The following is a 25,326-nucleotide window of genomic DNA, read 5'->3' as shown; positions in this document are numbered from 1 at the left end:
GCAACGTAGAGGTGACGCATGGAACCCATAATGGCTCTGGGGATCGGGCTTTTATACGCCGCCGCCATTTTCATGATGCTCAGACGTTCGATCGTCAAACTGGTCATCGGGCTTTTACTGTTATCCAACGCCGCGAACCTTCTGATCTTTACCACCGCCGGCATGACCCGCGGTGCGCCGCCTCTGATTCCCGAAGGCATGTCCCAGCCGCTGGGCGCAGTGGCCGACCCGCTGCCCCAGGCGGTGGTACTGACCGCCATCGTCATCGCCTTTGGCGTGCTGGCGTTTGCCGTCGTGCTGATTCGCCGCGCCTATGAAATCGTCAAGGCGGACGACCTGGACAAGATGAAGGATACCGACACGTGAGCCCCGAAGTTGCACTGCCCGTTCTACTGCCGCTGCTCTCCGGGGCGCTGTCGCTTTTGTTCTGGCGCTCGCGGCCGATGCAGCGCTTTCTCGCCGTAGCGGGTAATTTGGCACTGCTGTTGGTCAGTTTGTGGCTTTTGGTATCGGTGTATCAGAATGGTTATGTGACGATTCAGATGGGCAGCTGGCCGGCGCCGTTCGGTATCACGCTGATCGCCGACATGCTCAGCGCGGTAATGATTCTGATGACCGGGCTGATCGGCCTGGCCATGGGCATTTACTCGCTGGCCTCGACCGGGCGCGGGCACGAGAAGTTCGGCTACTACCCGCTCATGCACCTGCTATTGGCCGGCGTTGCCGGGGCGTTTTTGACCGGCGATATCTTCAACCTGTACGTCTGGTTCGAAGTCATGCTGGTGGCCTCCTTTGCGCTCTTGATTCTGGGCGGCGAGCGCGCGCAGATGGAAGGCGCTATCAAGTACGTAACCCTCAATCTGCTCGCCTCGGTGATCTTTCTCACCGCGATCGGGCTGTTGTACGGCACCGTGGGCACGCTCAACATGGCGGATATCGCCGTGCGCATCGAGCAGATGGAGCACGCCGGCATGGTCGAGGTGCTGGCGGTGATGTTCATGATCGCCTTCGGTATCAAGGCCGCCGCGTTTCCGCTGTTCTTCTGGCTGCCTGCCTCCTACCACACGCCGCCGGTGGCGGTGTCGGCGCTGTTCGCCGGGCTCTTGACCAAGGTGGGGGTGTATTCGCTGTTTCGCGTATTCACGCTCATCTTCGATCAAACCATGGGCTATCTTCAGGACATCATGCTGTGGGGCGCGGTGTTCACCATGGTGACCGGGGTGCTGGGGGCGGCGGCGCAGTACGAGTTCCGCCGTATTTTGTCGTTTCATATCGTAAGCCAGATCGGCTACATGATTCTCGGGCTTGCGATCTATACGCCGCTGGCGATCGCCGGTGGCGTGTTTGCGATCGTGCACAACATCGTGGTCAAGACCAATCTGTTTCTGATCAGCGGGATCACCCACCGCCTTCAGGGCACCTACCAGCTCAAGAAGATGGGCGGGCTGTATCGCCGCTCGCCGGGGCTCGCCGTGGCGTTTTTCGTCTCGGCGTTTTCGCTTGCCGGCATCCCGCCGCTTTCCGGTTTTTTTGCCAAGTTCGTGCTGATTCGCGCCGGTCTCGAGGCCGAGGCCTACGTTGCCACGGGTATCGCGCTGGCGGTGGGGCTGATGACGCTCTACTCGATGGTCAAGATCTGGAATGAGGTGTTCTGGAAGGCGAGACCCGAGGAGAGCACGGCTGATGCCGCCCCGTTGCCGGTCGGTGACGATGATCGACTGCTCAAGCCGGGACTCTGGATGATGTATCTACCGGTGGCCGTACTGGCGCTGTGTTCGCTTTTGATCGGCGTTTTCGCTGAGCCGATCATGCAGACGATGACGCTGATCGGTGACCAGCTGTTCGATTCATCGGGCTATATCGAGGCGGTGCTGGGCGCACCGGTCGAAGCCGAGTCGACGATCGTCGAGCCGCTGGAGCTCGAGGCTGATCGGGTCGAAGCGCCCGGGGAGGAGTTGCCATGACCGGCGCGATCTGGAATTTGATTCTCGGCCTTGCCTGGGTGCTGTTGAGCGGCGATTTTACCGGGCTCAATCTACTGGTGGGGATGATTTTTGGCTATATCGCGCTGGTGCTGATCGAGCACCAGGTGGATGCGCTGAAGGGCTACCCGGCGCGCATCCCGCGTCTCATCCGCTTTCTTGGCTTTTTCATCAAGGAGCTCGTTCAGGCCAACCTGCGCGTCGGCTTCGATATTCTCACCCCACCCTGGCACATGAAGCCTGGCGTGATCGCCATGCCGCTCTCCGCGCGTACCGAAATGGAGATCACCATGGTGGCGAACCTTATTTCGCTGACCCCGGGAACGCTGAGTCTGGACGTTTCCGACGACCGTCGGGTGCTGTATATCCACGCCATGTTCCTGGACGATGAGGACGAGCTGAGGCGCAGTCTCAAGGAGATGGAGCACCGTGCACTGGAGCTATTTCGTTAATGAGTACCGTCATTCTGATCTGTCAGGTGATCATGGGGCTGGCCCTGATTCTCACCTTCGTTCGCGTGGTCCGAGGCCCGAGCCTGCCGGACCGAGTGGTCGCGCTGGAGCTTTTTTCCACTACGGTCGTCGGGCTGGTGGGCGTTTATGCCGTGCAGTCCGGGGTGGCGAGCTTTCTCGATGCCGCGATCGTCATCGCCCTGATGGGCTTTCTAGCGGCGATCGGCTTCGCCCGGTTTCTGGAGCGGGGAGGGCCGCGGGATGATTGAGTTCATCAAGGGGGCGCTGCTACTCGTCGGCTCACTGTTCATTCTTCTGGCGGCCATTGGCCTCTTGCGCCTGCCGGATTTGCTGACCCGGATGCACGCCACAACCAAGGCAGCCGCGCTCGGCGTCATTTTGATCATGCTCGCCTCGGCCATGCACTTTGCCGAGGTAGGCGTGGTCGCGCGCTCCTTCGCCATCATTCTTTTCATTCTAATGACCGCCCCGGTGGCCGCCCACGTAATTGGGCGGGCCGGCTACTTCGTTGGCTCCAAACTCTGGAGCGGTACGGTCAAGGATGAGCTGAAACCCAACTACGACCCGCTCACCCACGAGCTCAAGAGTGGACTGGAAACCGAGGAAAACGCCAGGCGCTCACCGCGCAGTGGTGATTCATCCTGAAGGGATTGCTGTACATGAAGCTATTCAACCTCATGAAATAGCTAATTTTATTAACCTGTGTTATTAAAAAACCGCCTTATTCAAGGCGGTTTTTTTGTGGTTGGAGATAAAAGAGGTTGGTAAAACCGGGTATGTTATATGTACAATAATTGTATTGTATAAGATGAAATGTTTACCTATTGCCGCGGGCGAGCTCCATAACCGTTCGAGTTCGGGCGCGATTTGAAAGCCTGATATGGCTTGAAGAGTCCGTGCTTGAGGCAAATTCGAACGGCTGCGTTCAATACGTAGTGCGTCAGACGCAGCGCTGAAACGGAGTGCCCGGCGGGGATCGATCCCGCCCCAGCAAACCCGGAAAGCGAGGTACGCCAGGAGGTTATTGATGCAATTGAATACCGATATTGTTTTCTTGAACAATAGCTTGCGTGTGTCTGACAACCCGCTTTTGCACTTCGAGTCGCGCCCGGATCAACTCATATGCCTCTATGTGCTCGATCAGCGCTGGCTCGAACCCGGCCTACCCGGTGAGAAGACGCCGCGATTGGGTTCCGCGCGGCTGCGTTTTCTTTGGCAAAGCCTGATGGCGCTACGCGGCGAGCTGCTACAGCGCGGTAGCGATTTATTAGTGCGGATCGGTGATCCGGCCTCAATAGTTGTACACCTGGCAGAGCAGTACCACGCCCAGAGCGTTCGCGTGATGGAGCATTCCGGGGTTGAAGAGTCGCATACGCTCGAGCGTCTGGAGACCGAACTGCCCGAGCCAACCCATCTTGACCGTGTAGAGTGCGGCTACCTTTTCAATCGTGACGAGCTGCCTTTCGATATCCAGGACATGCCGGCAACCTTTACCGCCTTTCGTCATAAGGTCGAAAAGCAGTGGGCGTTCGGCGATGCGCTCGACGCCCCCTTTACGCTCCCCGGCTGGCCGGAAAACGCGTCGCGTGGATTTCCGCCGCTTAAACAGGTGAGTCACGAGAGCGCTTTCTGGCAGCCCGACGATCGCCAGGGGTTCAATTTTGTGGGCGGTGAGACCGCCGCCTTCGACCGGTTGAACGAATACCTCTGGGCGCAAAATGGCGCGGAGTCTTACAAGAAGACACGCAATGGCCTTTTGGGGTCCGCCTTCTCGACGCGCTTCTCGCCCTGGCTTGCTCAGGGGTGCCTTTCGGCCCGTCAGGTCTATGAAGCGGTAAAGGCGTGGGAGGAGACGCACGGCCGCAACGAGTCGAGTCAGTGGATCGTGTTCGAGCTCCTGTGGCGCGACTATTTCCATCGCAATGCCCAGGTCGAAGGGGCCAGGCTCTTCGGCAGTGAAGAGATGGAAGCACCCTGCGAGAAGTTCGATTTATGGCGCAACGCCTGTACGGGAGTGCCTTTCATCGACGCCGCCATGCATGAGCTCAAACATACCGGCTGGATATCGAGCCGTTCACGCCAGAACGTGGCGAGCTTTCTGGTTCGGGATCTGGGCGTCGATTGGCGTCTCGGTGCGCAGTGGTTCGAGCACTGCCTGATCGATTACGACGCCGCCAACAACTGGGGCAACTGGAGCCATATTGCCGGCACCGGGCGCGACGGGCGCAAGGATCGCTACTTCAACGTCCTGAAACAGGCCAAACAGTACGACCCTAAGGGGCTTTATGTCGCCCACTGGCTGCCGGAACTCGAGGAGCTTGCGTTCGGGGTCGAGCGTCATCAGCCCTGGCGCAGCGCCCCTGAGGCATTCAGCGAGCCTTGCGTCTCACCCGACGAGTGGGAGCGCTGGCTGATCGAGAAGCCGGCCTCCCAGGCACTTCGCGCCAGCGATCCGATCAAGGTCGATGTCGCCATGTCTGATCATCAAAAGCCCACGCCTTCTATCCGGCGCCCGCTGGCACCGTCAAGGCCGCCTGCACCCTCCCCACAATCGTCCATGCAGCTTCAGAGCAGCGTCGAGCTACAGCGCCAGGCCAGTGCCGAAAAGACCGAGGAAGTAGAGGAGTAGCAAGGCAAGTGGGGCGTTGGGTCAAGCCTTTTTGGGCGCTGGCATCCAACGACTTTTCGAGCCATTATCAATCTCTGCCAGGGATTGCCAGGAGATTGAGACGTGTCTTTCAAGATGAAAACTCTTTCAGATTACCGAGTGCTTACGCTGGGCGTAGCGCTTGGGTCGGCGCTGTGCGTTAGCCCGGCGCAGGCCAACCTTCAGCTGATGTCCGAAGTCGACGCGCGCGCTGCCGAGCAGTTTCAGGCGGCGAGCTTCAATCAGTGGCTCGGCGAGTTTCGCCGTTACGCGGCAAGCCAGGGGATCAGCGAAGCAACGCTCTCCCAGGCCGTGGATGGGCTGCGCTATCGCGAGCGGGTGATCGAGCTCGATCGCTATCAGCCGGAGTTCGTGCGCCCGATTTGGGAGTATCTGGACTCTGCGGTGTCCGATGCGCGGGTGCGTAACGGCCGCGAGAAGCTGGCCGAGCATCGTCAAACCGCCGCGCAAATGGAGCAGCGCTTCGGCGTGCCCGCCGAGGTCATCGTGGCGATATGGGGAATCGAGAGCAACTACGGCAGCAACTTCGGCGACTTCTCGACGCTGGAAGCGCTGGCCACGCTCGCCTACGATGGCCGGCGCCGCGATTTCGCCCGGGGTGAGCTGCTGGCGGCGCTGCGAATCATCGACGAAGGCGACATTTCCGCCGATCAGATGAAGGGCTCCTGGGCGGGCGCCATGGGGCATACCCAGTTCATTCCCTCGAGTTTCGAAGCCTACGCGGTCGACGGCGACGGTAACGGGCGCCGCGACATCTGGGGCAGCATTCCCGACGTGATGGCGTCCACCGCCAACTATCTGGCGAAGGCGAATTGGCGCGCCGGCGAACCCTGGGGGCGCGAGGTCACGCTACCCGGCGGCTTCGACTACGCCCAGACCGAGCGCCGCTCGACCCGCGAGTGGGCAAGCCAGGGCGTGCGCGCGGTGAGCGGTGAGCTTCCGCAATTCGATAGCGCAGCAATCATCGTTCCCGCCGGCGCCCAGGGGCCGGCCTTTCTGGTCGGCCCCAACTTCCGCTCGATTCTGCGCTACAACAACGCCACCAGCTACGCTCTGGCGGTCGGTACGCTCAGCGATGCCATCGCCGGACGCGACGGCGTGCAAAACGCCTGGCCGCGAAGCGAGGCACCTTTGACCCGAGACGATGTCAGAACGCTTCAGCAGCGGCTCAACGCCCGCGGCTACGCGGTCGGCACGCCGGATGGCATCATGGGGCCCAACACCCAGAGCGGACTGCGCGCCTTTCAGCGCGACCAGGGGCTCACGCCGGACGGCTTCGCCACTCAGTCGCTGCTCGAGCGCCTTCGTTAGCGCTTTTTTCGAGGCGGCTCGTTTCGCCAAGACTTTTTACTCAAGGATGAATATCAATGCGCAAGACGTTTTCTAATACAGCTGGATGGCTGGCGCTTTCCGGCGCACTACTCGCCAGTACCGCCGCTTTGGCCGAAGAGGAGCGCAAGGTGTACGGTTGGGTCGAGAACGCCGTGATCGATCACTGGGACATCACGGTGAAGGCGAAGCTCGACAGCGGGGCGCTGACCTCGTCGCTCGATGCGCGCGATATTGAGCTTTTTGATAAGGATGGCGAAGAGTGGGTGCGCTTTCGCCTGCAGCTCGAGGATCAGCAGAGCGGTGATACCTTCAGCGACGAGATCGAGCGCCCGCTGCATCGCGAGCAGACCGTACGTGGCGCCGGCGGCAGCGACGAGCGCCCGGTCGTACTGCTCGATGTCTGCATGGGCGACACCATCTACGAGGAGCAGTTCAGCCTGCGCGACCGCGAGGAGATGATCTATCCGATGCTGCTGGGTCGGCGCACCATCAGCCACCTGGGGCTGCTCGACGTGGAAAACACCTTCCTGCAGAGCCCGGAGTGCGGCGAGGATGCCGAGTACGTCGCCTTCGACCCTGAAGACGATCAGGAGTAAACCCGCCGTTAAAAAAGCTTCGACAGAAGCGCCGTGACCGCGGTTTCGACCCGCAAAATGCGAGGGCCCAAATGAATGCCCTCGCAGCCCGCCTCCAGCAGTTGTTCGACCTCCCAGTCAATGAACCCGCCTTCCGGCCCGACCAGTAAAAGCGTGGGCTCGGCCACATCGCGCGGGCAGGCGTTGGGCATGCCCGGGTGGGCAACGATCCCGCGGCGGTTGGCCAGAAGCGCCGGTAGCTGTTCTTGCATAAAGGGCCTGAACCCCTTGCACAGCGTGATCTCCGGCAGGATCGTATCTCGGGTTTGCTCGAGACCGAGTATGAAGTGCTGGCGAATCTTGTCGGCATTGAGCTCCGGCGACTGCCAGTAGCTCTTTTCAACGCGTTTGGTGTGCAAAAGCGTTAGCTCTTTCACGCCCAGGGCGGTGATGTGTTCCAGCGTACGCGCCAGCATGCGCGGGCGCGGCAGCGCCAGCACCAGGTGCACCGGCAGCGGCGGCGGCGGTGGGGCGCTTAGCTCATCGGTTTCGAATACTGCGCTGTGCTCGTCGAGCGCGAGCAGCGTGGCCCGGCCGACGCCGCCGCCGAGTACGCCCAGGGTGAAGGTGTCGCCGGGCGCTGCGCGGTGAACCCGCGCCAAGTGTTCCAGGCGCCGGGCATCGGTGAGGGTAGCGCGGCGGTCGGTGCCGAGCTCGTCGGGGGCAAGAAGTATCAGGTTCATGGGGCTCGCAAGGTGATGACGAAAACGGCGCTCTAACGGGCATTGTTCAACGCGGCTTGCATGCGCGCGCGGTGCAGGCACAATATCCGCAACGGCGACCCAAGCCTTTATCGTGTTCAAGGAGATGCGCTGTGCGCGTGATTCGCAAATATGCCAACCGGCGGCTGTACGATACCCAGCAGAGCCGCTACGTGACGCTGGAAGATTTGCGGCGTCTGATTATCGACGAAGAGCCCTTTCGCGTCGAGGATGCCAAGAGCGGCGAGGATCTGACGCGCACGATCCTGCTGTCGATCATCATCGAGCAGGAGCAGGCCGACAGCGATGCCGAGGTGTTCTCCAACGACCTTCTGGCGCAGTTGATCCGCGTGTACGACATGTCGTCACCCTTGCCGCTGGCGCGCTACCTGGAGCAGGGCACCCAGCTGATGCTGCAACAGCAAAAGCGCATGCAGAATCAGTGGCAGCAGGCGCTCAAGCACTCGCCCATGGAGCTGATGCGCGAGCTGGCCGAAGAGAACATGCGATTCTGGCAACGCGCGCTCAACAAGCCCAACCCGCCCAAAGACGATGACGACACCCCGCGCTCGTGAGCCCCTCTGGCGCGTTGCTGTGGCATAATGCGCCCGGATACGCATCGGTTTGAAAAGGAACGACATGAACGTTTTGATGATAGGTGGCGGCGGGCGCGAGCACGCTCTGGCGTGGAAGCTTGCGCAGTCGAGCCGGGTGGAGAAGGTGTTCGTCGCCCCGGGTAATGCCGGTACCGCGGCCGAACCCGGGCTCGAGAACGTGGCCATCGAGGCCACCGACATCGACGCGCTGGTGGCGTTTGCCCAGCGCGAGCACGTCGGCTTGACCGTGGTCGGTCCGGAAGCGCCGCTGGTGCTGGGCGTGGTCGACCGTTTCCAGAGCGCGGGGCTTGCGATCTTCGGGCCGAGCCAGGCCGCCGCCCAGCTCGAGGGCTCTAAATCCTTCACCAAGGATTTTCTGGCCCGCCACCAGATTCCCACCGCTGCCTATCAAACCTTCACCCGGGTCGACGAAGCGCTCGCCTATCTTGACGAGGTGGGCGCGCCCATCGTCATCAAGGCCGACGGCCTGGCCGCGGGCAAGGGCGTGATCGTGGCAATGAGCGAAGAAGAAGCGCGAAACGCGATTCGCGATATGCTCGAGGCCAATACCTTTGGCGACGCCGGTGCCCGCGTGGTGATCGAAGAGTTCCTCGACGGCGAAGAGGCGAGCTTCATCGTCATGGTCGATGGCGAGAACGTGGTACCGATGGCCACCAGCCAGGATCACAAGCGCGCGTTCGATGGCGACACCGGCCCCAATACCGGCGGTATGGGCGCCTACTCACCGGCGCCGGTGGTCACGCCGCAGGTAGACGCAAAGGTCATGGAGCAGGTGATTCTGCCCACGGTACGCGGCATGCGCGATGAAGGCACGCCTTACAGCGGTTTTCTCTACGCCGGGCTGATGATCGACGCGGCCGGCAACCCGAAAGTGATCGAGTACAACTGCCGTTTCGGCGATCCGGAAACCCAGCCGATCATGCTGCGCCTGACCTCGGACTTCGCCGAGCTGTGCCTGGCCGGCGCCCGCGGTGAGCTGGCAGGAAAGGTCTGCGAGTGGGATAGCCGCGCCGCGGTGGGCGTGGTCATGGCTGCCGGCGGCTACCCGGGCAGCTACCGGAAGGGCGACGCCATCGAAGGACTCGACGCCGCCGAACAGCAGCGCTGCAAGGTATTTCATGCCGGCACCGCGCACAGTGAGGCGGGTGATACCGTGACCGCCGGCGGGCGCGTGCTGTGCGTGACCGCGCTGGGGGAGAGCGTGCAAGAGGCCCAGGCCCAGGCGTATCGCGGCGTGGATAAGATACGCTTTAGCGATGCAGAGTATCGCCGTGATATTGCCCACCGGGCCATTGCGCGCGAGCAGTCACTTTAACGAGCTGGCCGGGAGGCGAGTATGGAGCGCGTAACGCTGGAGTTTCCCGAGGCGATGATCGTCCATCGCCACCCCTTGTCGGTGCGTATCACGGACATGAACTACGGCCGCCACTTGGCCCATGACGCCGTAGTAACGCTCATGGCGGAGGCGCGGGCTCAGGCCTTCGCAGCGCTCGGCTTACCGGAGTGGGACATTGACGGCTACCCAAGCGTAGTGGCGGATCTAAGCCTGATATTCCAGCGCGAGGCGCGCTTTCCCGATACGCTTACGATCGAAACAGCAATACCCGCCCCCGAGGGCAAGGCGCTGGTAGTGTTCCACCGTATCCTGAACCAGCAGCGCGAGCCCGTGGCAACGGCGCGGGTGACGATGCTCCTGATCGACACGGCGGTGGGCAAGCCCGTGGCCGTGCCGATGGCGCTTGCGCGAGCGCTCGACGCCGCTCGGGGTGCATAGCCATGTCGCGTGAATACCCCATCATTGCGGTAACCGGCTCTTCCGGGGCGGGCACGACCACGGTCAGGCGAAGCTTCGAGCGTATGTTCCTGCGCGAGGACGTCCACGCGGCGATGGTTGATGGCGACGCTTTCCACCGCTATACCCGCGAAGATCTGCAGCGCATCCTGCGCGAAGAGCCCGAGCGTAAGAACGAGCTTTCGCACTTCGCCGTCGAGGCCAATTTGCTCGACCGGTTGGAGGGGCTGTTCGCCGAATACGGCGAGCACGGCTCGGGCACCTTTCGGCACTATATTCACGCCGAGGACAAGCAGAAGATCGAGGCGGGCTACCGGGTGGGTACCTTCACCGAGTGGCAGCCCTTGCCCTGCGGTACCGATCTGCTCTTTTACGAGGGTTTGCACGGGGCGCTCGTCACCGCGGAGTACGACATCGCCCGCCATGCGGATCTGTTGATCGGCGTGGCGCCGACCATGAACCTCGAGTGGATCCAGAAGATCGACCGCGACACCAAGCTGCGAGGCTACTCCCAGGAGGCGGTGATCGATACCATTCTCGGGCGCATGGACGACTACGTGCACTACATTCAGCCGCAGTTCTCGCGCACGCATATCAACTTTCAGCGCGTGCCCACGGTGGATACCTCGAACCCTTTCGAAGTGCAGGATATTCCGACCGATGCGGAGTCCTTCGTGGTGATTCGCTTTCGCGACCCGTCCACGGTGGATTTCCCCTGGCTTCTGGCGATGATCAAGGATGCCTTCATGACGCGCCCGCACACCCTGGTGGTGCCCGGTGCCAGGCTCGCGCTCGCCATGGAGCTGATTCTTGCCCCTTTGCTTCGCCACTTGCTCGCCCAGCGGCGCTTTCGCTAGTTTGAGCGAGGAGCGTCTCATTTACGTTGCCCGACCATGAACCCAAAGGAGCCGGCCATGGAGTGTCTTTTTTGCAAGATCATTAACCGCGAAATACCCGCCGATATCGTTTACGAGGACGAATACGTGCTGGCCTTCAACGATATCGACCCCAAGGCGCCGGTTCATCAGCTGATCATTCCCAAGCAGCATATCGCGACGCTCAACGACATCACCTCGGAGCAGCTGGCCGTGGTCGGGCGGCTTCAGTACACCGCCGCGCACCTGGCGCGCGAGCAGGGTTTCGCCGAAGAGGGCTACCGGGTGGTCATGAACTGTAACGGCATGGGCGGGCAAACGGTCTATCATATCCACATGCACTTGATGGGTGGGCGCCAATTCACCTGGCCCGCGGGTTGAGCCACCTTGCATCAAACGAGGAGTCGCCGATGCGCGAACGTCACCTGAGCCGATCAGACCGTTTCATTTCGCATATCGATAGCGCCCTGCGCACGCTGATTCCCAACACCCGGGGCGCGCAGCGGGTCAATCCTTCTGCCCGCATGGCGGAGGCCGACCTCGATGAGCTCGAACGCCGCCACGCGGCCAGCACCCTGCGCGTGCTGCATCTGGCCACCGCCGGTGTTCAGGGGCTTTGCCAGGGTCAGGTGGGGCTGGTCATGCTGCCCCGCGCCCGCCAGCAGATTGACCACTCCCAGCGCGAGGCCACCGATCACCTGGCCTGGTGCCAGCAACGCCTGGCCCAGCTCGAAAGCCGCACCAGCTATTTTACCCCGGTCTATTACGGTGCCGGAGTAGGGCTTGGCATGGTCACCGGGCTGATCAACGACCGCTTCGGGCTGGGCGTGGTGGCAGCGACCAAGGAGCTTCTCGGGCGTCAGGCCAACGAGCAGATGGCGTATCTTCCCGTTGATGATCAGCGCTCGCGTACGCTGATTCGCCAGGTCGTTTCCGACAACAGCCATCACGCCCAACTGGCGCTAGAGGCGGGCGGCATGCGCTTTCCCGCGCCGATCAAGTGGGGCATGGGCGCGCTCGGCGCGGCGTCGCTGAAAAAGGCGCGCTATACGTAGTAATGCCGTTCAGTTGGGCTTGGTTGGGATTGCGGGTGGGAGCTTCAGCTCGCGACGGGTGGCCAGGCCAAGGCACCTGAAGGCGCCATTCGCCCGCTGAAGCGGCCTCCCACTTGAGCTTTATGGCCTCTCCTGGTACGTACATACCTTAACTGAACGGCATTACGCTATACGTAGGCGCGTTATTAACCATGCGTTAGCCACCGGCCAGGGCTTGAAGGAGGCAGGCCGGCGAATGCGCCGTCCACAAAGGGTGGGCAGGATGCCTGGCAACGCACTGCCAGGTGCGGATACAAAAAAGCCCCTCGAAAGGGGCTTTTTTGCGTAAGCGATTACCGATCAGGCGTCGATACGCTTGTACTTCATGCGCTTGGGCGTGTCGCTTCCCACGCGCTTTTTGTGATCCTCTTCGTAGTCGGTGTAGTTGCCGTCGAAGAACACCACTTCCGAGTCGCCCTCGAAAGCGAGAATGTGCGTGGCGATCCGGTCGAGGAACCAGCGGTCGTGGGAGATCACGATCGCGCAGCCCGGGAAGGCGAGCAGCGCCTCTTCGAGCGCGCGCAGGGTCTCGATATCCAGGTCGTTCGAGGGTTCGTCGAGCAGCAGCACGTTGGCGCCCTGCTTGAGCGTCTGGGCCAGCTGCAGGCGACCGCGCTCACCGCCGGATAGCTCGTCGAGGCGCTTTTGCTGGTCGTTGCCCTTGAAGTTGAAGCGGCCCACGTAGGCGCGCGACGAGACTTCGTAACCGTTGATGTTGAGGATGTCCTGACCGTCGGACACCGCTTCCCACACGGTCTGCTTGTCGTCGAGGGCGTCGCGCAGCTGTTCGACGTAGGCGATATCGACGGTATCGCCGAGCACCACCTCGCCTTCGTCGGGCTGCTCCTGGCCTGCGATCAGCTTGAATAGCGTCGACTTACCGGCGCCGTTACCGCCGACGATGCCGATGATCGCACCCGGCGGCACGCTGAAGGAGAGATCCTGGTAGAGCAGCTTGTCGTCGAAACGCTTGGTGACATTGTGAAACTCGATGACCTTGTCACCCAGGCGCGGGCCGGGCGGAATGTAGATCTCGTTGGTTTCGTTGCGTTTTTGGAAGTCGCCGGACTGCATCTCCTCGAAGCGGTTGAGGCGCGCCTTGCTCTTGGCCTGGCGGCCCTTGGAGTTGCTGCGCACCCACTCGAGCTCCTGCTTGATCGCTTTCTGGCGCGAGGCTTCCTGCTTGGCTTCTTGGGTCAGGCGCTGCTCTTTCTGTTCGAGCCACTGAGAGTAGTTGCCTTCGAAGGGAATGCCGTGGCCGCGGTCGAGCTCCAGAATCCAGCCGGCCACGTTGTCGAGGAAGTAGCGGTCGTGGGTGATTGCGACCACGGTGCCGCTGTAGTCGTGCAGGAAACGCTCGAGCCAGGCCACGGATTCAGCATCCAGGTGGTTGGTCGGCTCGTCGAGCAGCAGCATGTCCGGGTTCGAGAGCAGCAGACGGCACAGCGCCACGCGGCGGCGCTCACCGCCGGAAAGGTGGCCGACTAAAGCGTCCCAGGGCGGCAGGCGCAGCGCCTCGGCGGCGACTTCGAGCTTGCGCTCGATGTTGTGAGCGTCGGCGGCCTCGATGATGTTCTCAAGGCGCGCCTGTTCGCTGGCCAGGGCGTCGAAATCCGCATCCGGCTCGGCGTAGGCGGCGTAGACCGCGTCGAGCTTCTCCTGAGCGGCTTTCAGCTCGCCCAGTGCCTCTTCAACGGTTTCGCGAACGTTTTTCTCGTCGTCGAGCTGCGGCTCCTGGGGCAGGTACCCCACGTTGATGCCGGGCATCGGGCGAGCTTCACCTTCAAACTCCGTATCGACACCGGCCATGATGCGCAGCAGCGTGGATTTACCCGCGCCGTTAAGACCCAATACGCCAATCTTGGCGCCGGGAAAGAACGACAGCGAGATATCCTTGAGAATTTGCTTTTTGGGCGGCACGACCTTGCCAACCCGGTTCATGGTGAATACGTATTGCGCCATGGAAATCCGTTAGGTTGAGTGTGAAGTCAGAACTGACGTGGGCCTAGATGATAGTGGCAAGCGCTTTCAAAGGCCAGAAAGCGGGCGCCTTGCGCCAGCGAGTAGGGGGTAAAGCGCGCTGCGCACCGTCGGCCCAAACCTGGCGCCTTACTCCTCTTCTTCCCAGTCGTCCTCGATAGCGCGCTTGAGGCTGCGCTCCTCGAGCCACGCTTCGACCTGGCGGCGAGCGCGAAGGGTATCGGCCTTGCTGGCTTTTGGTTTGGCGTAGGCGTCGTCGTTGACCGCGTCCAGGTTCTCGAACTCGTCGGCATCCAGGGCGGTGGCGGAAAAGGCATCGCGATTCAGGGGGTCACGGCTCATGGAAGGCCCTCCAACCCAAGCCGGCGCACCGGCGTGATAACGGCTTAGCGCCTCATTCGGCTAAGCGCCCAGCGCGATGTTCGCGCTTAGGCGCTATATAGCGCCGCTTGGGTCGAAGTTCAAGCTTTAAATGACGTTAACGAACGGCGAAGTGGAAAGGCGATCAGGCGCTTTCGTGCTTTTTTTGCAGATCGGAAAGCGCCATTTGCGCTTCGACACGCTCGGTCACATCCTTTTGTACGCCGACGCAGTACATGAGGTTGTCGCTTTCATCGAACACCGGGGTAATGGAAAGCTCGTTCCAGAACATGGTGCCGTCCTTATGATAGTTGCGCAGTATCTCGCGGCAGGGGCGGCCGCTTCTCAACGCTTCACGGATATTGTCGAGTGCCTGCTGGTCGCGGTCGTCGTTTTGCAGAAAACGACAGTCGCGATAAAGAATTTCGTCGGCGGTGTAGCCGGTCAAGCGCTCAAACCCTTTATTGACGTAAATGAGGATGTTCTCGTCACCTTCCTGTTCGGAAACAACAATACCGTCATCCGACGCGTCAACGATACGTTCGAGAAGTTCGGGGTTGATCAGGGGGGATCGTTTCATAAAAGGGTTCCTATTGCTTATCGCTCTTTGCTGAAAACGCTGTGAGTCAGCGCGGAAAACAGCGGTACCAAACACCAAAGCCAGCCTAAACATAGGCAGCCGCACCGGCGCTGGCAAATATCCCGAGTGATTCGGGGATGATTGGCAGCGCCGGCGCGTGGCACTTATTCGACTTCCGGAAGACGGTAGGCGCTGAGTATGGCGCAAAACGCGGTAAATGACAGTAGAAGCAGAAGCCCCGCGCTCCCCAGCCAGTGCGAGAGCGCGCCGACGATACCGCCGACCACGAGCATCAAGATGCCGGTCAGGGTATTGGAAAGCGCCACGTAAAGCGCGCGGTCATCCTGGGTGGCAATATCGACCAGGTAGGTTTTTCGACCCAGGCGAACGCCGTGGTGAATGATCACCAGCAGCGCATAAACGAGCGCGTAGGGCACCACGCTTTGCGACCAGGTGCCGGGCAGCCATACAAGGCTCGCCCCCAACAGGCAGCCAAGCGTGGTGCCGGTGGCGGCGTAGCACATGACGCGGCGGCTTGATTGGTCGGCGAGCTTTCCCCAAACAGGGCTTGCTACCATCGCCGCCAGCCCCGATACCACGACCATCAGTCCCAGGTTGCCCAGGTCCGAGCCGCTCTGCTCCTGGCCCAGCAGCGCCAGGTAGGGAAGTGCCAGGGCGCTCGAGAGCAGCAGCGCCCGCGCGACGTTGAAGTGCAGGAACGCGCGGTCATTCTTGAGCAGCGAAACACCATATTTGATGCTCTTCCAGGCGTTTTCCCCGCCTTCCACGGCGCCGGGCTCCTCGTGAATGCGCGCCACGCAAAAGGCGTTGAGCCCCCAGCCCAGCGCTGCGACCCCTAAAAGCGTGGCCAGCGCCCACTCGCCGGGGCTATCGCCCAGCAGGACCAGCACCGCGCCTGCGGCCAGGGTGGCACCGCCGGCGATACTGCCGCTGTAGCCCATCAGCGTGCCGCGGCGGCGTTTGGCGATGGTCTTGCCCATCACATCCTTGGTAGCGATCGACGATACGCCGCGCGCCAGCGAAAGACCTATTAGCGCGGCGAGTACCAGCGCGCCCCCCAGCGAGCCGCTGCCCGACACTGCCAATAGCGCAAGCGCCGCCGCGCAAAGCGCCTGCAAGAGGGCGCCAGCGATCCAGACCCATTTGCGCCGGGGCAAGGGGCGGATAAAGCCAGCAACGAATATCTGTGGCAGCAGGGCGCCGGCTTCGCGAATCGGTACCAGAAAACCCACCATCCAGATCGGTGCGCCGATGATCCCCATGAGCCAGGGCAGCACCAGCCGGGCGCTCGAGAGCTCGTCGGCGAGCTTGTTGCCGAGAGCGGCGAACAGATGCAAAAAGAAGTTACGCGGCTGTTCCTGACACGCCTTTTCCGGAATGTCCTGGCACATTCGGCTATCGTCATCGCCGGTCAATCGTTCGAACAAACGGGTCTGTGAAATGGGCGAGTCGGCCATCTCGGTTCCTTGGCAGTGGTGTATTCAAGGTGACAGAATGCCGGGTAATCCCTTCATGATAAAGCATTTGGAGTGAACCCGATGTCGCGTATCCAGATTCGCTACTGCACGCAGTGCCAGTGGCTTCTTCGCAGTGCCTGGTATGCTCAGGAGCTTCTTTCGACGTTTGGCGAGCAGCTCGACGAGGTGGCGCTTTCGCCTTCCCACGGCGGCACGTTCGAAATTTACTGCGACGACGAGCTGATCTGGGAGCGCAAGCGCGACGGCGGCTTTCCCGATAGCAAGGAGCTCAAGCGCCTCGTGCGCGACCGGATCGATCCGGCGCGGGATCTGGGGCATATCGACCGATGAACCAGGATAGACAGGCGATCGCCTTCGGCCTTGCGGCAGTCGCGCTATGGTCGACGGTGGCGACGGCATTCAAGGTGGCGCTCGCGTTCATGACCCCGCTCGAGCTCATGTGGATCGCGGCGCTGGTCTCCTGGGCGCTGATGGGCGCGCTGGTGGTCAAGCGCGGGTTGTTGACTCAAGCGCTGAGCGGATGGAAAACCGCGGCCTGGGCGGGGCTGATGAATCCGGTGGCTTACTATCTCGTACTGTTCGCCGCTTATGATCGCTTGCCAGGCCAGGAGGCAATGGCGCTCAACTACACCTGGGGGCTGACCATGGCGCTGCTTGCCGTGCCGATTCTCGGTCAGCGGCTGGCGCTCAAGGATCTGGCAGCCGGGTGCGTGGCCTATGCCGGGGTGTGGGTGATCGCGACCCGAGGGCAGGTGCTGAACGTTAACTTCGAGGACCCGCTCGGGGTAGCGCTGGCGCTCGCCTCGACGCTGATCTGGGCGCTTTACTGGCTTTTGAATACGCGCGATGCGCGTGAGCCGCTGGTCGGGCAGTGGCAGAATTTCTCCGTGGGCTTGCCAATACTGACAGTACTACTACTTTTAGGGCCGGGGTTTACATGGCACGGCCCGGCGGCGCTGGGCGCCGGAGTTTATGTCGGGCTGTTCGAAATGGGCATCGCGTTCATTTTCTGGCAGCTGGCGGTTCACCGCGTATCGCGCACGGCCAAAGTGACCAATCTGATTTTTCTGTCGCCGCCTGTCTCGCTTTTATTGCTGCACGTGGTCGTGGGTGAGCCGTTGATGATGTCCACATTTATCGGGTTGGCATTGATTTTAATCGGTTTGGGTTGCCAGCAGTTGATTCGTCACAATAAAGCATGAAAAGGGGCTAGAGGATTTTCGTAGCGCTTTATTGTAAATTTTTGTGACTTTTGTTTTCATGCCTTGTTACTTGCTCTTGTTTAATTAAATTAATTGAGAGTGACGTAACTAATCCAGGTGACGTAATTGGTTCTTGACAGTAGGGCCGCTGCTAGAGTCATTCACGAGTAGGCAGGTTCAAGGTCAAGCGACAAGGGGTGTCGCGGTTCAAACGTTCGAGTGGAACGCTCATTGGGGATTCATGGATATGAAAGACAACGCTGCAAACACCTTCAAGCAGTTCTTCAGTGCGCGGGCGATGCGTCCACTCACGCTGACGACACTTGCTTGCCTACCGCTTTCCGCTTTGGCGCAGTCGCTACCCTCAACGCTATACGCGCCGGGCTCCACGGATCTACCCAGCGCCATTCAGCAAACCATCATTACCAATCCGGAAGTCAACGCCGCCTGGGCGAGCTTCAACGCCTCCGGTAGTGACGTGCGCGCCGCGCGCGGTGGCTACCTGCCCAGCGTCGACGTTCGTGCCGGCGTCGGTATCGAGGATCGCCAGAACGATGGCCGCGGAAGCTACAACAGCGATTTCGCCGAGCTCACCCTCACGCAAATGGTGTTCGACGGTTTTGCCACCCGCAGCGAAGTTGAACGTCTCGACCGTACCCGCCTGATTGCCTACTTCCAGCTTCTGGGTGCGAGCGAAGAGGTCGCGTTGGAAGCGTTTCGTACCTACCTCGACGTGCTTCGCTACCGTGAGATGGTGCGCCTGGCCCAGGACAACTATGCCCAGCACCAGCGCGTTTTTGGTCAGATCGAGGAGCGCACGCTCTCCGGCGCCGGGCGCGGGGTGGATCTCGAGCAGATCAGCGGCCGTTTGGCGCTGGCCGAATCCAACCTGATGACCGAAGCGTCGAACCTTCACGACGTTACCGCGCGCTATCAGCGTATCGTGGGTCAACTGCCGGCGCAGAACATGAGCCCGGCGCCGTCGCTTGCGCCCAGCTTGCCTGCCGATGTGGCTCAGGCCGTGCGCATGGCCTTCGAGGGCAACCCGGATTTCCAGGCGGCGATCGAGAACATCGCCGTGGCGCGTGCCGAGCGCGAAGGCGCGCGCGCTGCCTTGATGCCGCGTTTGGACATTCAGGGCCGCACCGGTACCAACAACCAGGACAGTGCAGTCGTTGGGCGTAGTGACGAGCACAGCATTCAGCTGGTGGCGAGCATGAATCTCTACCGGGGTGGTTCGGACCTGGCGAGTTTCGAGGCCGCCGCCTCGCGCATCGAGCAGGCCCAGAGTCAGCGCGAGCTAGCCTGTACCAACGTGCGCCAGACCACCCAGATCGCCTACAACGACACCCAGCGTATCCGCGAGCAGCTCAGCTACCTTAACGAGCACCGCCAGTCCATCGACCGCGTTCGTGGTGCCTACCAGCAGCAGTTCGATATCGGCCAGCGTACGCTGCTCGACGTGCTCGACAGTGAGAACGAGTACTTCGAAGCCAGCCGCGCCTACGCCAACGCCGAGTTCGACCTGACGCTTGCTCAGGCGCGTACGCTGGCGTCCATGGGGCAGTTGATGCAAGCGCTCAACGTCACGCGTGACGATATTCCGAGCCTTTCCGAGCTCGGCTACGACGGCGCGACGCTTAGCTCGGCGGAAACCTGCGCCATCGATGGCCCGCAGGGCTTCACCCTCGAGGACTTCACCCGTGGCATTCCCGCGGCGGCGCCTGCGCCAGTGTCGACCAATCCGGCCTACGCGCCTGACTCGACCGACGCTCCCATCAATCCCGCTTACTGAGTGCGAAGAGCCGGGCAGGTACTTCATGCAAGTGCCTGCCCGTGCGCTGAGCGCTCTCGCCAGGTACCCGCGTGAACATAGCCAAAAGGGGCTGTTCGTATAGCCCTCTTTCGTTATGTTCATACGTCCAAATACGTCTTTTACACCGCTGTATTAAGCTTATTGTCGTACAGCCGATAGCATTAAATATGCTGCAAGTGGTCAGATCAGGCGAGCGCCACCCCCCGCGTTTTTTGACTGCCGGTAGGAAGGCTCGTTACCCAACGGCATTCGGGTGTGGTGGCAAATCGACGAACAGGAGATCAGGTTTTAGTGGCTCAGGACAAACAGGTCGTCTCTACCAGTACCGCGTCTCGCGAACGTTCCGACGACGAGCTGCTGGCGTGTTTGAAAGCGGTCGCATCTTATCATCAGCACGAGGTCTCCTCGGAAGCGCTCAAGGCCGGGCTTCCGCTTGAAAACGGTAACCTGACACCTTCAGTGTTCGGCCGCGCGGCGCACCGCGCTGGCTTGACCGCACGTATCGTCAAAAGCCCGCTTGCCGGGCTCAACCCCGCGCTTTTTCCCGCGCTTTTATTGCTCGAGCCGGGGCGCGCCTGCGTGCTGGTCGCGCTGGACCACAAACAGCAAAAAGCCCAGGTCATTTTCCCCGAGCTTTCCGAGGCCGCCGTCGAAGTGGCGCTCGATGAGCTCAACGCCGGTTATAGCGGCGAGGCGATCTACGTTCGCCCACGCTTTCAGGCAGACAGCAATAGCGAACCCGGGGTCAAGAAAAAGCGCGACCGCCACTGGTTCTGGGGCGTCATTCGGGAAAATCGCCGGCTTTACCGCGACATCATCAGCGGCTCGATCGCGATCAATATTTTTGCACTCGCCATGCCGCTGTTCATTCTCAACGTCTATGACCGGGTGGTGCCCAATCAGGCGACCGAAACGCTCTGGGTCATGGCCACGGGCGTGTTCATCGTTCTCTGTTTCGATCTGGCGCTGCGGTTGATGCGAAGCAGCTTCGTCGATCTGGCCGCTAGCCGGGCGGATGTGAAGCTCTCTTCGTCGATCATGGCGAAGGTGCTGGGCATGCGTCTCGAGGAGCGCCCAGCGTCCACAGGCTCGTTCACCTCGACACTGCAGTCCTTCGAGTCGGTGCGGGCGTTTATCGGCTCGGCCACCATCATCGGCATCGTCGATCTGCCGTTCGTGCTGATGTTTGCGGGCATCATCGCGCTGATCAACCCGTGGGTGGTGTTACCAGTACTGGTAGGCATCGTGTTCGTGCTGCTCTATGCGCTCGCCGCCCAGGGCAAGCTGCACGAGCTTTCCCAGACCACCTGGGAGGTCGGTGCGCAGCGCAACGCGCTGCTGGTCGAGTCGGTTTCCCAGCTCGAGAACGTCAAGGCGCTTCGCGCGGAGAGCCGCATTCAGCGCCATTGGGAGAAGGCTACCGCTTATCTGTCGCGTACCGGCGCGCAGCTCAAGATGGTCAGCTCGTCGGTGTCGAGCGTGGCGATGTGGACCCAGAGTACCGTGGCGGTCTGCGTGGTGATCATCGGGGTCTATCAGATCATCCAGGGCAACCTGACCCAGGGCGGCCTGGTCGCCTGCTACATGCTTTCGTCACGCGCGATGGCGCCGATCAGCCAGGCCGCGGCGCTTCTGGCGCAGTATCACCAATCCTCCACGGCGCTCGACTCGCTCAATAAGGTCATGGAGAAAAAGGAGGAGCGCCACGAAGGCAAGGCCTACGTCGAAAAGCCCAGCGTGACCGGGCGGCTGGAGCTCGAGAAAGTGACGCTTCGCTACCCGGGCGAGGAGCGCGACGCGCTGCGCGATATTTCGCTCACGATCAAGGAGGGTGAAAAGGTAGCGCTGCTGGGCCGGGTGGGCTGCGGCAAGTCCTCGCTCAACAAGCTACTGCTCGGGTTCTATCAGCCCGGCGCAGGGTCGGTGATGCTCGACGGCGTGGATATTCGCCAGCTCGATCCGCTCCAGCTGCGCCGCCATATCGGCTACGTGCCCCAGGACGTCAGCCTGTTCGCCGGCTCGCTGCGCGACAATATCGTGGCCGGTGGCGGTAGCGATCACGTCGACGATCACGCGCTTTTACGCGCGATCAAGATCGCCGGGCTCGAGTCACTGGTCAACCATCATCCCAAGGGTGTGGATCTCCAGGTGGGCGAGCGCGGCCAGGCGCTTTCCGGCGGCCAGAAACAGGCGGTCGCTATCGCCCGCGCGCTGGTGCAGGATCCGCCGGTGCTGCTGCTCGACGAGCCGACCAGCGCCATGGATAACGCCAGCGAAGAGGCCTTCAAGGCGAACCTGACCCGCGTTTCTCAGGGTAAAACCGTGCTGGTGGTTACTCACCGCACCTCGCTTTTGTCGCTGGTCGATCGCATCATCGTCATGGATGCGGGCAAGGTGGTGGCCGACGGCCCGCGGGATAGCGTGGTCGAAGCGCTGCGTAACGGCCAGATCGGGAGGGCCTCGTAATGGCGAAGAACTCCTCAACCACCGAGCAGAAAGGTTTCGAGGCAATCGGCCGCTTCTCCGAGAAAGGGCAGAAACCGTTTCGCCCGTTCATGGACCGGCTGTTCGCGCGCCGGGTGACCTCGGCGCATCTCAACCGCGACTGGGCAAGCGACACCGACTGGGCGCGTATGCAGCAGGAGCCCATTCGCGCCCGGCTCTTTTTATACGTGACGCTGCTGGCGTTCATCGCCGTTTTGGTGTGGGCCTATTTTGCCCCGATCGACGAGGTAACGCGCGGCGCGGGGCGGGTGATTCCAGCCAGCCATCTTCAGCGTATTCAGTCCTTCGACGGCGGGGTGGTCGAAGAGATCAACGTGCGTGAAGGGGAGATCGTGAGCAAGGGCGAGGTGTTGATGCAGATCGACCCGACGCGCTTCGTTTCCGATTTCCGCGAGAACCGCGCTCAACGCTACGCCCTGGAAGCCCGCGCCGAGCGGCTTCGGGCGCTGGCCACCGGCACCGATTTCAACCCCGACGAAGAGCTTCGCCAGGAGGTGCCGAACATCGTCATGCAGGAGCGCGAAGCCTACGAGAGCAGTATCGAAGAGCTGCGTGAACAGGAGAACGTGCTCGAAGATCGCGTGCGCCAGCGTCAGGAAGAGCTCAGGGAAGCCCAGGCCCGGCGCGACACCGCCGCTCGCGAAGCCAGCATGGCCAGTCAGGAATTGAACCTGACGCGCCCGCTGTTATCCTCCGGCGCCGTTTCGGAAGTAGAAGTCCTGCGCCTTCAACGGGAGGTTTCTCGCGCTACCGGTGAGCGCAGCCAGGCCGATGCATCGGTTTCGCGCCTGCAGGCTGCCGTCGAAGAGGCGCAGACTCAGCTACGCGAGCAAAGCGCCGAGCGGCGCAGCGAATGGCGAGGCAATCTTGCCCAGGCGGTGGGCGACCTGAATGCGCTTCAGCAATCCGGTACCGGGCTGCAGGACCGGGTGCGCCTGACGGAAATCCGCTCGCCGGTAGACGGTGTGATCCAGCGTATTCATATCAATACCATTGGCGGGGTGGCGCAGCCCGGCCAGGAAGTAGTCGAAATCATTCCAAGCGACGGGCAGCTTCTGGTCGAGGCGCGAATCGCGCCCCAGGATATCGCCTTCTTGCACCCGGGGCAGGCGTCCACCATCAAGCTGACCGCCTACGACTACGCCATTTACGGCGGCCTGCAGGCCGAACTCGAACATATCAGCGCCGACACGATCACCGATGACGATGGCAATACGTTCTATCTGGTGCGCGTGCGCAGTCTGGAAAATCAGGATGTCGGCAACCAGATGCAGGTCATCCCCGGGATGACCGCGCAGGTCGACATCGTTACGGGTAAACGTACGGTCATGCAGTTTTTGCTGAAACCCGTTTTGCGAGCCTGGCGTGACTCAATGGGAGAGCGCTAATGAGACATCACTTTTTAACCACCGATGGCCAACTCAAGGCGCGCTGGCAGGATGCCTTGCCCGAGGCGGTCGCGTTGACGCCCGAGCAACCCCTGGAAAACCTGGGCGCAGAGGACGTGGTGTGGATTCCCACGACCGTCGACACCTGGCGCACCCATGTCGGCACGATCAGCCGCCAGGGCGCTGCGGTGGTCGTGCTCAGCTATGCCCCCGATGATCGCGAGGCGCTGTTGGCGCTGGATCTGGGCGCCCGGGGCTATACCCACACGCTATCAGCTCCTGAAGTGCTCAAACAGGTGGCCGTAGTGGTTACTCATTACGGCATCTGGGTGGGGCAGTCGCTGCTCGCCAGGGTGCTGAGTGGCTCGGTCCAGGCGCTACAACAGCGTTCCGGCGGTGACGGAAAGTTAAAGCAGGAGTATCTAGCCGGGCTGACCGAACGTGAGCGCGGGGTAGCCGTGGCCGTGGCCCGAGGTGCCTCCAACAAGGAGGTTGCGCGAGAACTGTCGATCACCGAGCGCACCGTGAAAGCTCACCTGAGTGCGATTTTTAGAAAGCTCGACGTACGCGACCGGTTACAGCTCATTCTGAAGCTTTCATCCGATACACCGCGCCGCGCCTCCTGAACCGAATGGCAGTACCGCACTCGAGTGTCACACGCTCGTTACATTGCGTTACTGTCCTTCGGTACAATAGAGAGAACTCGCCAGGCTCCTTACTATTACGCTATAAGCCGCTCCTTTCCTTCGCGCAACGCGAGCTGGCGGCCACTACTGCTCATTGGGGATCGACCGCATGACCACAGCAACCGTTATTGCGATTACCGGGGACGCCTGGGTAACGGATGGAAAAGGCAACCGCCACGAAGTCAAGGTGGGTGATACGCTCATCGAAGGCGAAACGCTCATTACCTCGGACGGGGCGAGTGTCGCGCTCGATTTTGGCGATGGCGCGGGTGCCAACGTGGTCGAAGGGGGCCAGGCCATCGAGCTGACCCCCGATCTCGATAACGAGGCCGTGGTCTCTTCAAGCGAGGCAAGCGTGCTCGATGACGACATCGAAGCCCTGCTCGCCGCGCTCGAAGACCCCGATATCGATCTTCTTGACCTTCTCGATCCGACGGCCGCCGGTGGCGCCGCCGGCGGCGGTGGCGACGGCCACAGCTTCGTACGCGTTGCACGTATCTCTGAAGAAGTCGATCCCCTGAGCTTTACCACCGCCGGCGTCACCGGCGGGGCTCCCCCGGTTCTCTTCACGCTGAACCCGCCCGGCGACTCGCCCGCCGGCGCCGATGAAACACCCCCCGGTACGGACACGCCGCTGATCCCTGGCGAAGACGGGGATAGCGATGCCGATGCCGATGCGGACGCGGACGCGGATGCTGACGCGGATGCGGATGCCGACGCCGATGCAGATGCTGATGCCGACGCCGACGCCGACGCCGACGCGGATGCCGATGCAGATGCTGATGCCGACGCCGACGCCGACGCCGACGCCGACGCGGATGCCGATGCGGATGCAGATGCAGATGCAGACGCCGACGCGGATGCGGACGCTGATGCCGATGCGGACGCGGATGCCGATGCCGACGCGGATGCAGACGCCGATGCAGATGCAGATGCAGATGCCGACGCGGATTCGGACTCGGACAGTGATTCCGATTCCGATAGCGACTCTGATTCCGACAGTGACTCTGACTCGGACAGCGATTCCGACTCTGACAGCGACTCCGACTCTGATAGCGATTCGGACTCCGACAGTGACTCGGATTCCGATAGCGACTCGGACTCTGACAGCGACTCGGATTCAGACAGCGATTCGGACTCT

General features: G+C 61.7%; 26 protein-coding genes. 21 read left to right on the top strand and 5 right to left on the bottom strand.

The features are described from left to right. Positions 1-18: 18 nt before the first annotated feature. The 8 genes from ACGK9R_RS07365 to ACGK9R_RS07330 all read left to right on the top strand — a co-directional run bounded on the left by ACGK9R_RS07365 (position 19) and on the right by ACGK9R_RS07330 (position 7,051). Positions 19-366 (top strand): Na+/H+ antiporter subunit C, encoded by a 348-nt coding sequence (locus ACGK9R_RS07365; protein ID WP_394579810.1) that lies wholly within the window; start codon positions 19-21, stop codon positions 364-366. Further along, positions 363-1,964: a Na+/H+ antiporter subunit D gene (locus ACGK9R_RS07360; RefSeq protein ID WP_394579808.1), complete on the top strand. Its 1,602-nt coding sequence runs from the start codon at positions 363-365 to the stop codon at positions 1,962-1,964. The genes ACGK9R_RS07365 and ACGK9R_RS07360 overlap by 4 nt, the downstream gene beginning before the upstream one ends. Continuing rightward, positions 1,961-2,434 (top strand): Na+/H+ antiporter subunit E, encoded by a 474-nt coding sequence (locus ACGK9R_RS07355; RefSeq protein WP_394579806.1) that lies wholly within the window; start codon positions 1,961-1,963, stop codon positions 2,432-2,434. The genes ACGK9R_RS07360 and ACGK9R_RS07355 overlap by 4 nt, the downstream gene beginning before the upstream one ends. Next, positions 2,434-2,703: a monovalent cation/H+ antiporter complex subunit F gene (locus ACGK9R_RS07350; RefSeq protein WP_394579804.1), complete on the top strand. Its 270-nt coding sequence runs from the start codon at positions 2,434-2,436 to the stop codon at positions 2,701-2,703. The genes ACGK9R_RS07355 and ACGK9R_RS07350 overlap by 1 nt, the downstream gene beginning before the upstream one ends. Next, positions 2,696-3,100, top strand: a complete 405-nt coding sequence (gene mnhG / locus ACGK9R_RS07345; RefSeq protein ID WP_394579802.1) for a monovalent cation/H(+) antiporter subunit G — start codon at positions 2,696-2,698, stop codon at positions 3,098-3,100. The genes ACGK9R_RS07350 and mnhG overlap by 8 nt, the downstream gene beginning before the upstream one ends. A 382-nt stretch (positions 3,101-3,482) precedes the next feature. Continuing rightward, complete coding sequence (locus ACGK9R_RS07340) at positions 3,483-5,084, top strand: DASH family cryptochrome (protein ID WP_394579800.1); 1,602 nt, start codon at positions 3,483-3,485, stop codon at positions 5,082-5,084. 114 nt (positions 5,085-5,198) lie between these two features. Next, entirely contained in the window at positions 5,199-6,434 is a 1,236-nt protein-coding gene (locus ACGK9R_RS07335; protein ID WP_394580549.1) for a lytic murein transglycosylase, read from the top strand. 56 nt (positions 6,435-6,490) lie between these two features. After that, a complete protein-coding gene (locus tag ACGK9R_RS07330; RefSeq protein ID WP_394579798.1) occupies positions 6,491-7,051 on the top strand; it encodes an ATP-dependent zinc protease in 561 nt (186 codons plus the stop codon). An 8-nt stretch (positions 7,052-7,059) separates the two neighbouring features. Here ACGK9R_RS07330 and ACGK9R_RS07325 read toward each other — a convergent pair whose 3' ends face one another. After that, positions 7,060-7,773 carry a 16S rRNA (uracil(1498)-N(3))-methyltransferase gene (locus tag ACGK9R_RS07325; RefSeq protein WP_394579796.1) on the bottom strand — a complete coding sequence of 238 codons (714 nt, stop codon included), beginning with the start codon at positions 7,771-7,773 and terminating at the stop codon, positions 7,060-7,062. 131 nt (positions 7,774-7,904) lie between these two features. On the opposite strand from ACGK9R_RS07325, the gene phaR reads away from it, so the two are divergent. The 6 genes from phaR (at position 7,905) to ACGK9R_RS07295 (ending at position 12,130) form a co-directional block, all read left to right on the top strand. Further along, a complete protein-coding gene (gene phaR, locus ACGK9R_RS07320) occupies positions 7,905-8,366 on the top strand; it encodes a polyhydroxyalkanoate synthesis repressor PhaR (RefSeq protein WP_394579794.1) in 462 nt (153 codons plus the stop codon). A gap of 64 nt (positions 8,367-8,430) precedes the next feature. Then, a complete protein-coding gene (purD, locus tag ACGK9R_RS07315) occupies positions 8,431-9,723 on the top strand; it encodes a phosphoribosylamine--glycine ligase (protein ID WP_394579792.1) in 1,293 nt (430 codons plus the stop codon). A gap of 21 nt (positions 9,724-9,744) precedes the next feature. Continuing rightward, entirely contained in the window at positions 9,745-10,182 is a 438-nt protein-coding gene (locus tag ACGK9R_RS07310) for an acyl-CoA thioesterase (protein ID WP_394579791.1), read from the top strand. A 2-nt stretch (positions 10,183-10,184) separates the two neighbouring features. Continuing rightward, positions 10,185-11,057: a phosphoribulokinase gene (locus ACGK9R_RS07305; RefSeq protein WP_394579789.1), complete on the top strand. Its 873-nt coding sequence runs from the start codon at positions 10,185-10,187 to the stop codon at positions 11,055-11,057. Between the two features lie 57 nt (positions 11,058-11,114). Continuing rightward, a complete protein-coding gene (locus tag ACGK9R_RS07300) occupies positions 11,115-11,456 on the top strand; it encodes a histidine triad nucleotide-binding protein (RefSeq protein ID WP_394579787.1) in 342 nt (113 codons plus the stop codon). Positions 11,457-11,485: 29 nt separating this feature from the next. After that, a complete protein-coding gene (locus tag ACGK9R_RS07295) occupies positions 11,486-12,130 on the top strand; it encodes a demethoxyubiquinone hydroxylase family protein (protein WP_394579785.1) in 645 nt (214 codons plus the stop codon). Positions 12,131-12,469: 339 nt separating this feature from the next. On the opposite strand, the gene ettA is transcribed toward ACGK9R_RS07295, so the two are convergent. The 4 genes from ettA to ACGK9R_RS07275 form a co-directional block, all read right to left on the bottom strand. Continuing rightward, on the bottom strand, positions 12,470-14,131 hold the full coding sequence (gene ettA / locus ACGK9R_RS07290) for an energy-dependent translational throttle protein EttA (protein WP_394579783.1): 1,662 nt from the start codon (positions 14,129-14,131) through the stop codon (positions 12,470-12,472). Between the two features lie 147 nt (positions 14,132-14,278). Beyond that, positions 14,279-14,491 carry a PA3496 family putative envelope integrity protein gene (locus tag ACGK9R_RS07285; protein WP_394579781.1) on the bottom strand — a complete coding sequence of 71 codons (213 nt, stop codon included), beginning with the start codon at positions 14,489-14,491 and terminating at the stop codon, positions 14,279-14,281. A 163-nt stretch (positions 14,492-14,654) separates the two neighbouring features. Then, positions 14,655-15,089 carry a PAS domain-containing protein gene (locus tag ACGK9R_RS07280; RefSeq protein ID WP_394579779.1) on the bottom strand — a complete coding sequence of 145 codons (435 nt, stop codon included), beginning with the start codon at positions 15,087-15,089 and terminating at the stop codon, positions 14,655-14,657. Between the two features lie 164 nt (positions 15,090-15,253). Then, the gene (locus tag ACGK9R_RS07275) at positions 15,254-16,567 is read right to left on the bottom strand and encodes an MFS transporter (protein ID WP_394579777.1); all 1,314 of its coding nucleotides are present in this window, start codon (positions 16,565-16,567) and stop codon (positions 15,254-15,256) included. A gap of 81 nt (positions 16,568-16,648) precedes the next feature. Here ACGK9R_RS07275 and ACGK9R_RS07270 point away from each other — a divergent pair, with 81 nt between their 5' ends. The 7 genes from ACGK9R_RS07270 to ACGK9R_RS07240 form a co-directional block, all read left to right on the top strand. Beyond that, positions 16,649-16,918 (top strand): SelT/SelW/SelH family protein, encoded by a 270-nt coding sequence (locus tag ACGK9R_RS07270; protein ID WP_394579775.1) that lies wholly within the window; start codon positions 16,649-16,651, stop codon positions 16,916-16,918. Next, the gene (locus tag ACGK9R_RS07265) at positions 16,915-17,790 is read left to right on the top strand and encodes a DMT family transporter (protein WP_394579774.1); all 876 of its coding nucleotides are present in this window, start codon (positions 16,915-16,917) and stop codon (positions 17,788-17,790) included. Before ACGK9R_RS07270 ends, ACGK9R_RS07265 begins: the two co-directional genes overlap by 4 nt. Positions 17,791-18,037: 247 nt before the next feature. Next, positions 18,038-19,585, top strand: coding sequence for a TolC family outer membrane protein (locus ACGK9R_RS07260; protein ID WP_394579772.1), 1,548 nt, complete (start codon positions 18,038-18,040; stop codon positions 19,583-19,585). A gap of 312 nt (positions 19,586-19,897) precedes the next feature. Next, the gene (locus tag ACGK9R_RS07255; RefSeq protein ID WP_394579770.1) at positions 19,898-22,072 is read left to right on the top strand and encodes a type I secretion system permease/ATPase; all 2,175 of its coding nucleotides are present in this window, start codon (positions 19,898-19,900) and stop codon (positions 22,070-22,072) included. After that, a complete protein-coding gene (locus ACGK9R_RS07250; RefSeq protein ID WP_394579768.1) occupies positions 22,072-23,499 on the top strand; it encodes an HlyD family type I secretion periplasmic adaptor subunit in 1,428 nt (475 codons plus the stop codon). The genes ACGK9R_RS07255 and ACGK9R_RS07250 overlap by 1 nt, the downstream gene beginning before the upstream one ends. Next, the gene (locus ACGK9R_RS07245; RefSeq protein WP_394579766.1) at positions 23,499-24,125 is read left to right on the top strand and encodes a LuxR C-terminal-related transcriptional regulator; all 627 of its coding nucleotides are present in this window, start codon (positions 23,499-23,501) and stop codon (positions 24,123-24,125) included. Before ACGK9R_RS07250 ends, ACGK9R_RS07245 begins: the two co-directional genes overlap by 1 nt. Before the next feature lie 169 nt (positions 24,126-24,294). Then, on the top strand, positions 24,295-25,326 hold a 1,032-nt coding region (locus tag ACGK9R_RS07240), incomplete at its 3' end, for a retention module-containing protein (RefSeq protein ID WP_394579764.1).

The sequence above is a fragment of the Halomonas sp. HNIBRBA4712 genome (genome assembly GCF_043558675.1).
Lineage (GTDB): Bacteria > Pseudomonadota > Gammaproteobacteria > Pseudomonadales > Halomonadaceae > Vreelandella.
Note: the sequence above shows the minus strand (reverse complement) of the source record. Positions and strands in the feature narration are given on the sequence as shown.

What these genes read in the sequence shown, in the direction of transcription:
- ACGK9R_RS07250 (WP_394579768.1), top strand. Translation starts at nt 22,072, where the DNA reads ATGGCGAAGAACTCCTCAACCACCGAGCAGAAAGGTTTCGAGGCAATC.
- ACGK9R_RS07330 (WP_394579798.1), top strand. Translation starts at nt 6,491, where the DNA reads ATGCGCAAGACGTTTTCTAATACAGCTGGATGGCTGGCGCTTTCCGGC.
- ACGK9R_RS07260 (WP_394579772.1), top strand. Translation starts at nt 18,038, where the DNA reads ATGAAAGACAACGCTGCAAACACCTTCAAGCAGTTCTTCAGTGCGCGG.
- ACGK9R_RS07340 (WP_394579800.1), top strand. Translation starts at nt 3,483, where the DNA reads ATGCAATTGAATACCGATATTGTTTTCTTGAACAATAGCTTGCGTGTG.
- ACGK9R_RS07325 (WP_394579796.1), bottom strand. Translation starts at nt 7,773, where the DNA reads ATGAACCTGATACTTCTTGCCCCCGACGAGCTCGGCACCGACCGCCGC.
- ACGK9R_RS07275 (WP_394579777.1), bottom strand. Translation starts at nt 16,567, where the DNA reads ATGGCCGACTCGCCCATTTCACAGACCCGTTTGTTCGAACGATTGACC.
- ettA (WP_394579783.1), bottom strand. Translation starts at nt 14,131, where the DNA reads ATGGCGCAATACGTATTCACCATGAACCGGGTTGGCAAGGTCGTGCCG.
- ACGK9R_RS07310 (WP_394579791.1), top strand. Translation starts at nt 9,745, where the DNA reads ATGGAGCGCGTAACGCTGGAGTTTCCCGAGGCGATGATCGTCCATCGC.
- ACGK9R_RS07270 (WP_394579775.1), top strand. Translation starts at nt 16,649, where the DNA reads ATGTCGCGTATCCAGATTCGCTACTGCACGCAGTGCCAGTGGCTTCTT.
- mnhG (WP_394579802.1), top strand. Translation starts at nt 2,696, where the DNA reads ATGATTGAGTTCATCAAGGGGGCGCTGCTACTCGTCGGCTCACTGTTC.
- ACGK9R_RS07265 (WP_394579774.1), top strand. Translation starts at nt 16,915, where the DNA reads ATGAACCAGGATAGACAGGCGATCGCCTTCGGCCTTGCGGCAGTCGCG.
- ACGK9R_RS07305 (WP_394579789.1), top strand. Translation starts at nt 10,185, where the DNA reads ATGTCGCGTGAATACCCCATCATTGCGGTAACCGGCTCTTCCGGGGCG.
- ACGK9R_RS07245 (WP_394579766.1), top strand. Translation starts at nt 23,499, where the DNA reads ATGAGACATCACTTTTTAACCACCGATGGCCAACTCAAGGCGCGCTGG.
- ACGK9R_RS07335 (WP_394580549.1), top strand. Translation starts at nt 5,199, where the DNA reads ATGAAAACTCTTTCAGATTACCGAGTGCTTACGCTGGGCGTAGCGCTT.
- ACGK9R_RS07365 (WP_394579810.1), top strand. Translation starts at nt 19, where the DNA reads ATGGAACCCATAATGGCTCTGGGGATCGGGCTTTTATACGCCGCCGCC.
- ACGK9R_RS07285 (WP_394579781.1), bottom strand. Translation starts at nt 14,491, where the DNA reads ATGAGCCGTGACCCCCTGAATCGCGATGCCTTTTCCGCCACCGCCCTG.
- ACGK9R_RS07295 (WP_394579785.1), top strand. Translation starts at nt 11,486, where the DNA reads ATGCGCGAACGTCACCTGAGCCGATCAGACCGTTTCATTTCGCATATC.
- ACGK9R_RS07350 (WP_394579804.1), top strand. Translation starts at nt 2,434, where the DNA reads ATGAGTACCGTCATTCTGATCTGTCAGGTGATCATGGGGCTGGCCCTG.
- ACGK9R_RS07300 (WP_394579787.1), top strand. Translation starts at nt 11,115, where the DNA reads ATGGAGTGTCTTTTTTGCAAGATCATTAACCGCGAAATACCCGCCGAT.
- ACGK9R_RS07355 (WP_394579806.1), top strand. Translation starts at nt 1,961, where the DNA reads ATGACCGGCGCGATCTGGAATTTGATTCTCGGCCTTGCCTGGGTGCTG.
- ACGK9R_RS07280 (WP_394579779.1), bottom strand. Translation starts at nt 15,089, where the DNA reads ATGAAACGATCCCCCCTGATCAACCCCGAACTTCTCGAACGTATCGTT.
- purD (WP_394579792.1), top strand. Translation starts at nt 8,431, where the DNA reads ATGAACGTTTTGATGATAGGTGGCGGCGGGCGCGAGCACGCTCTGGCG.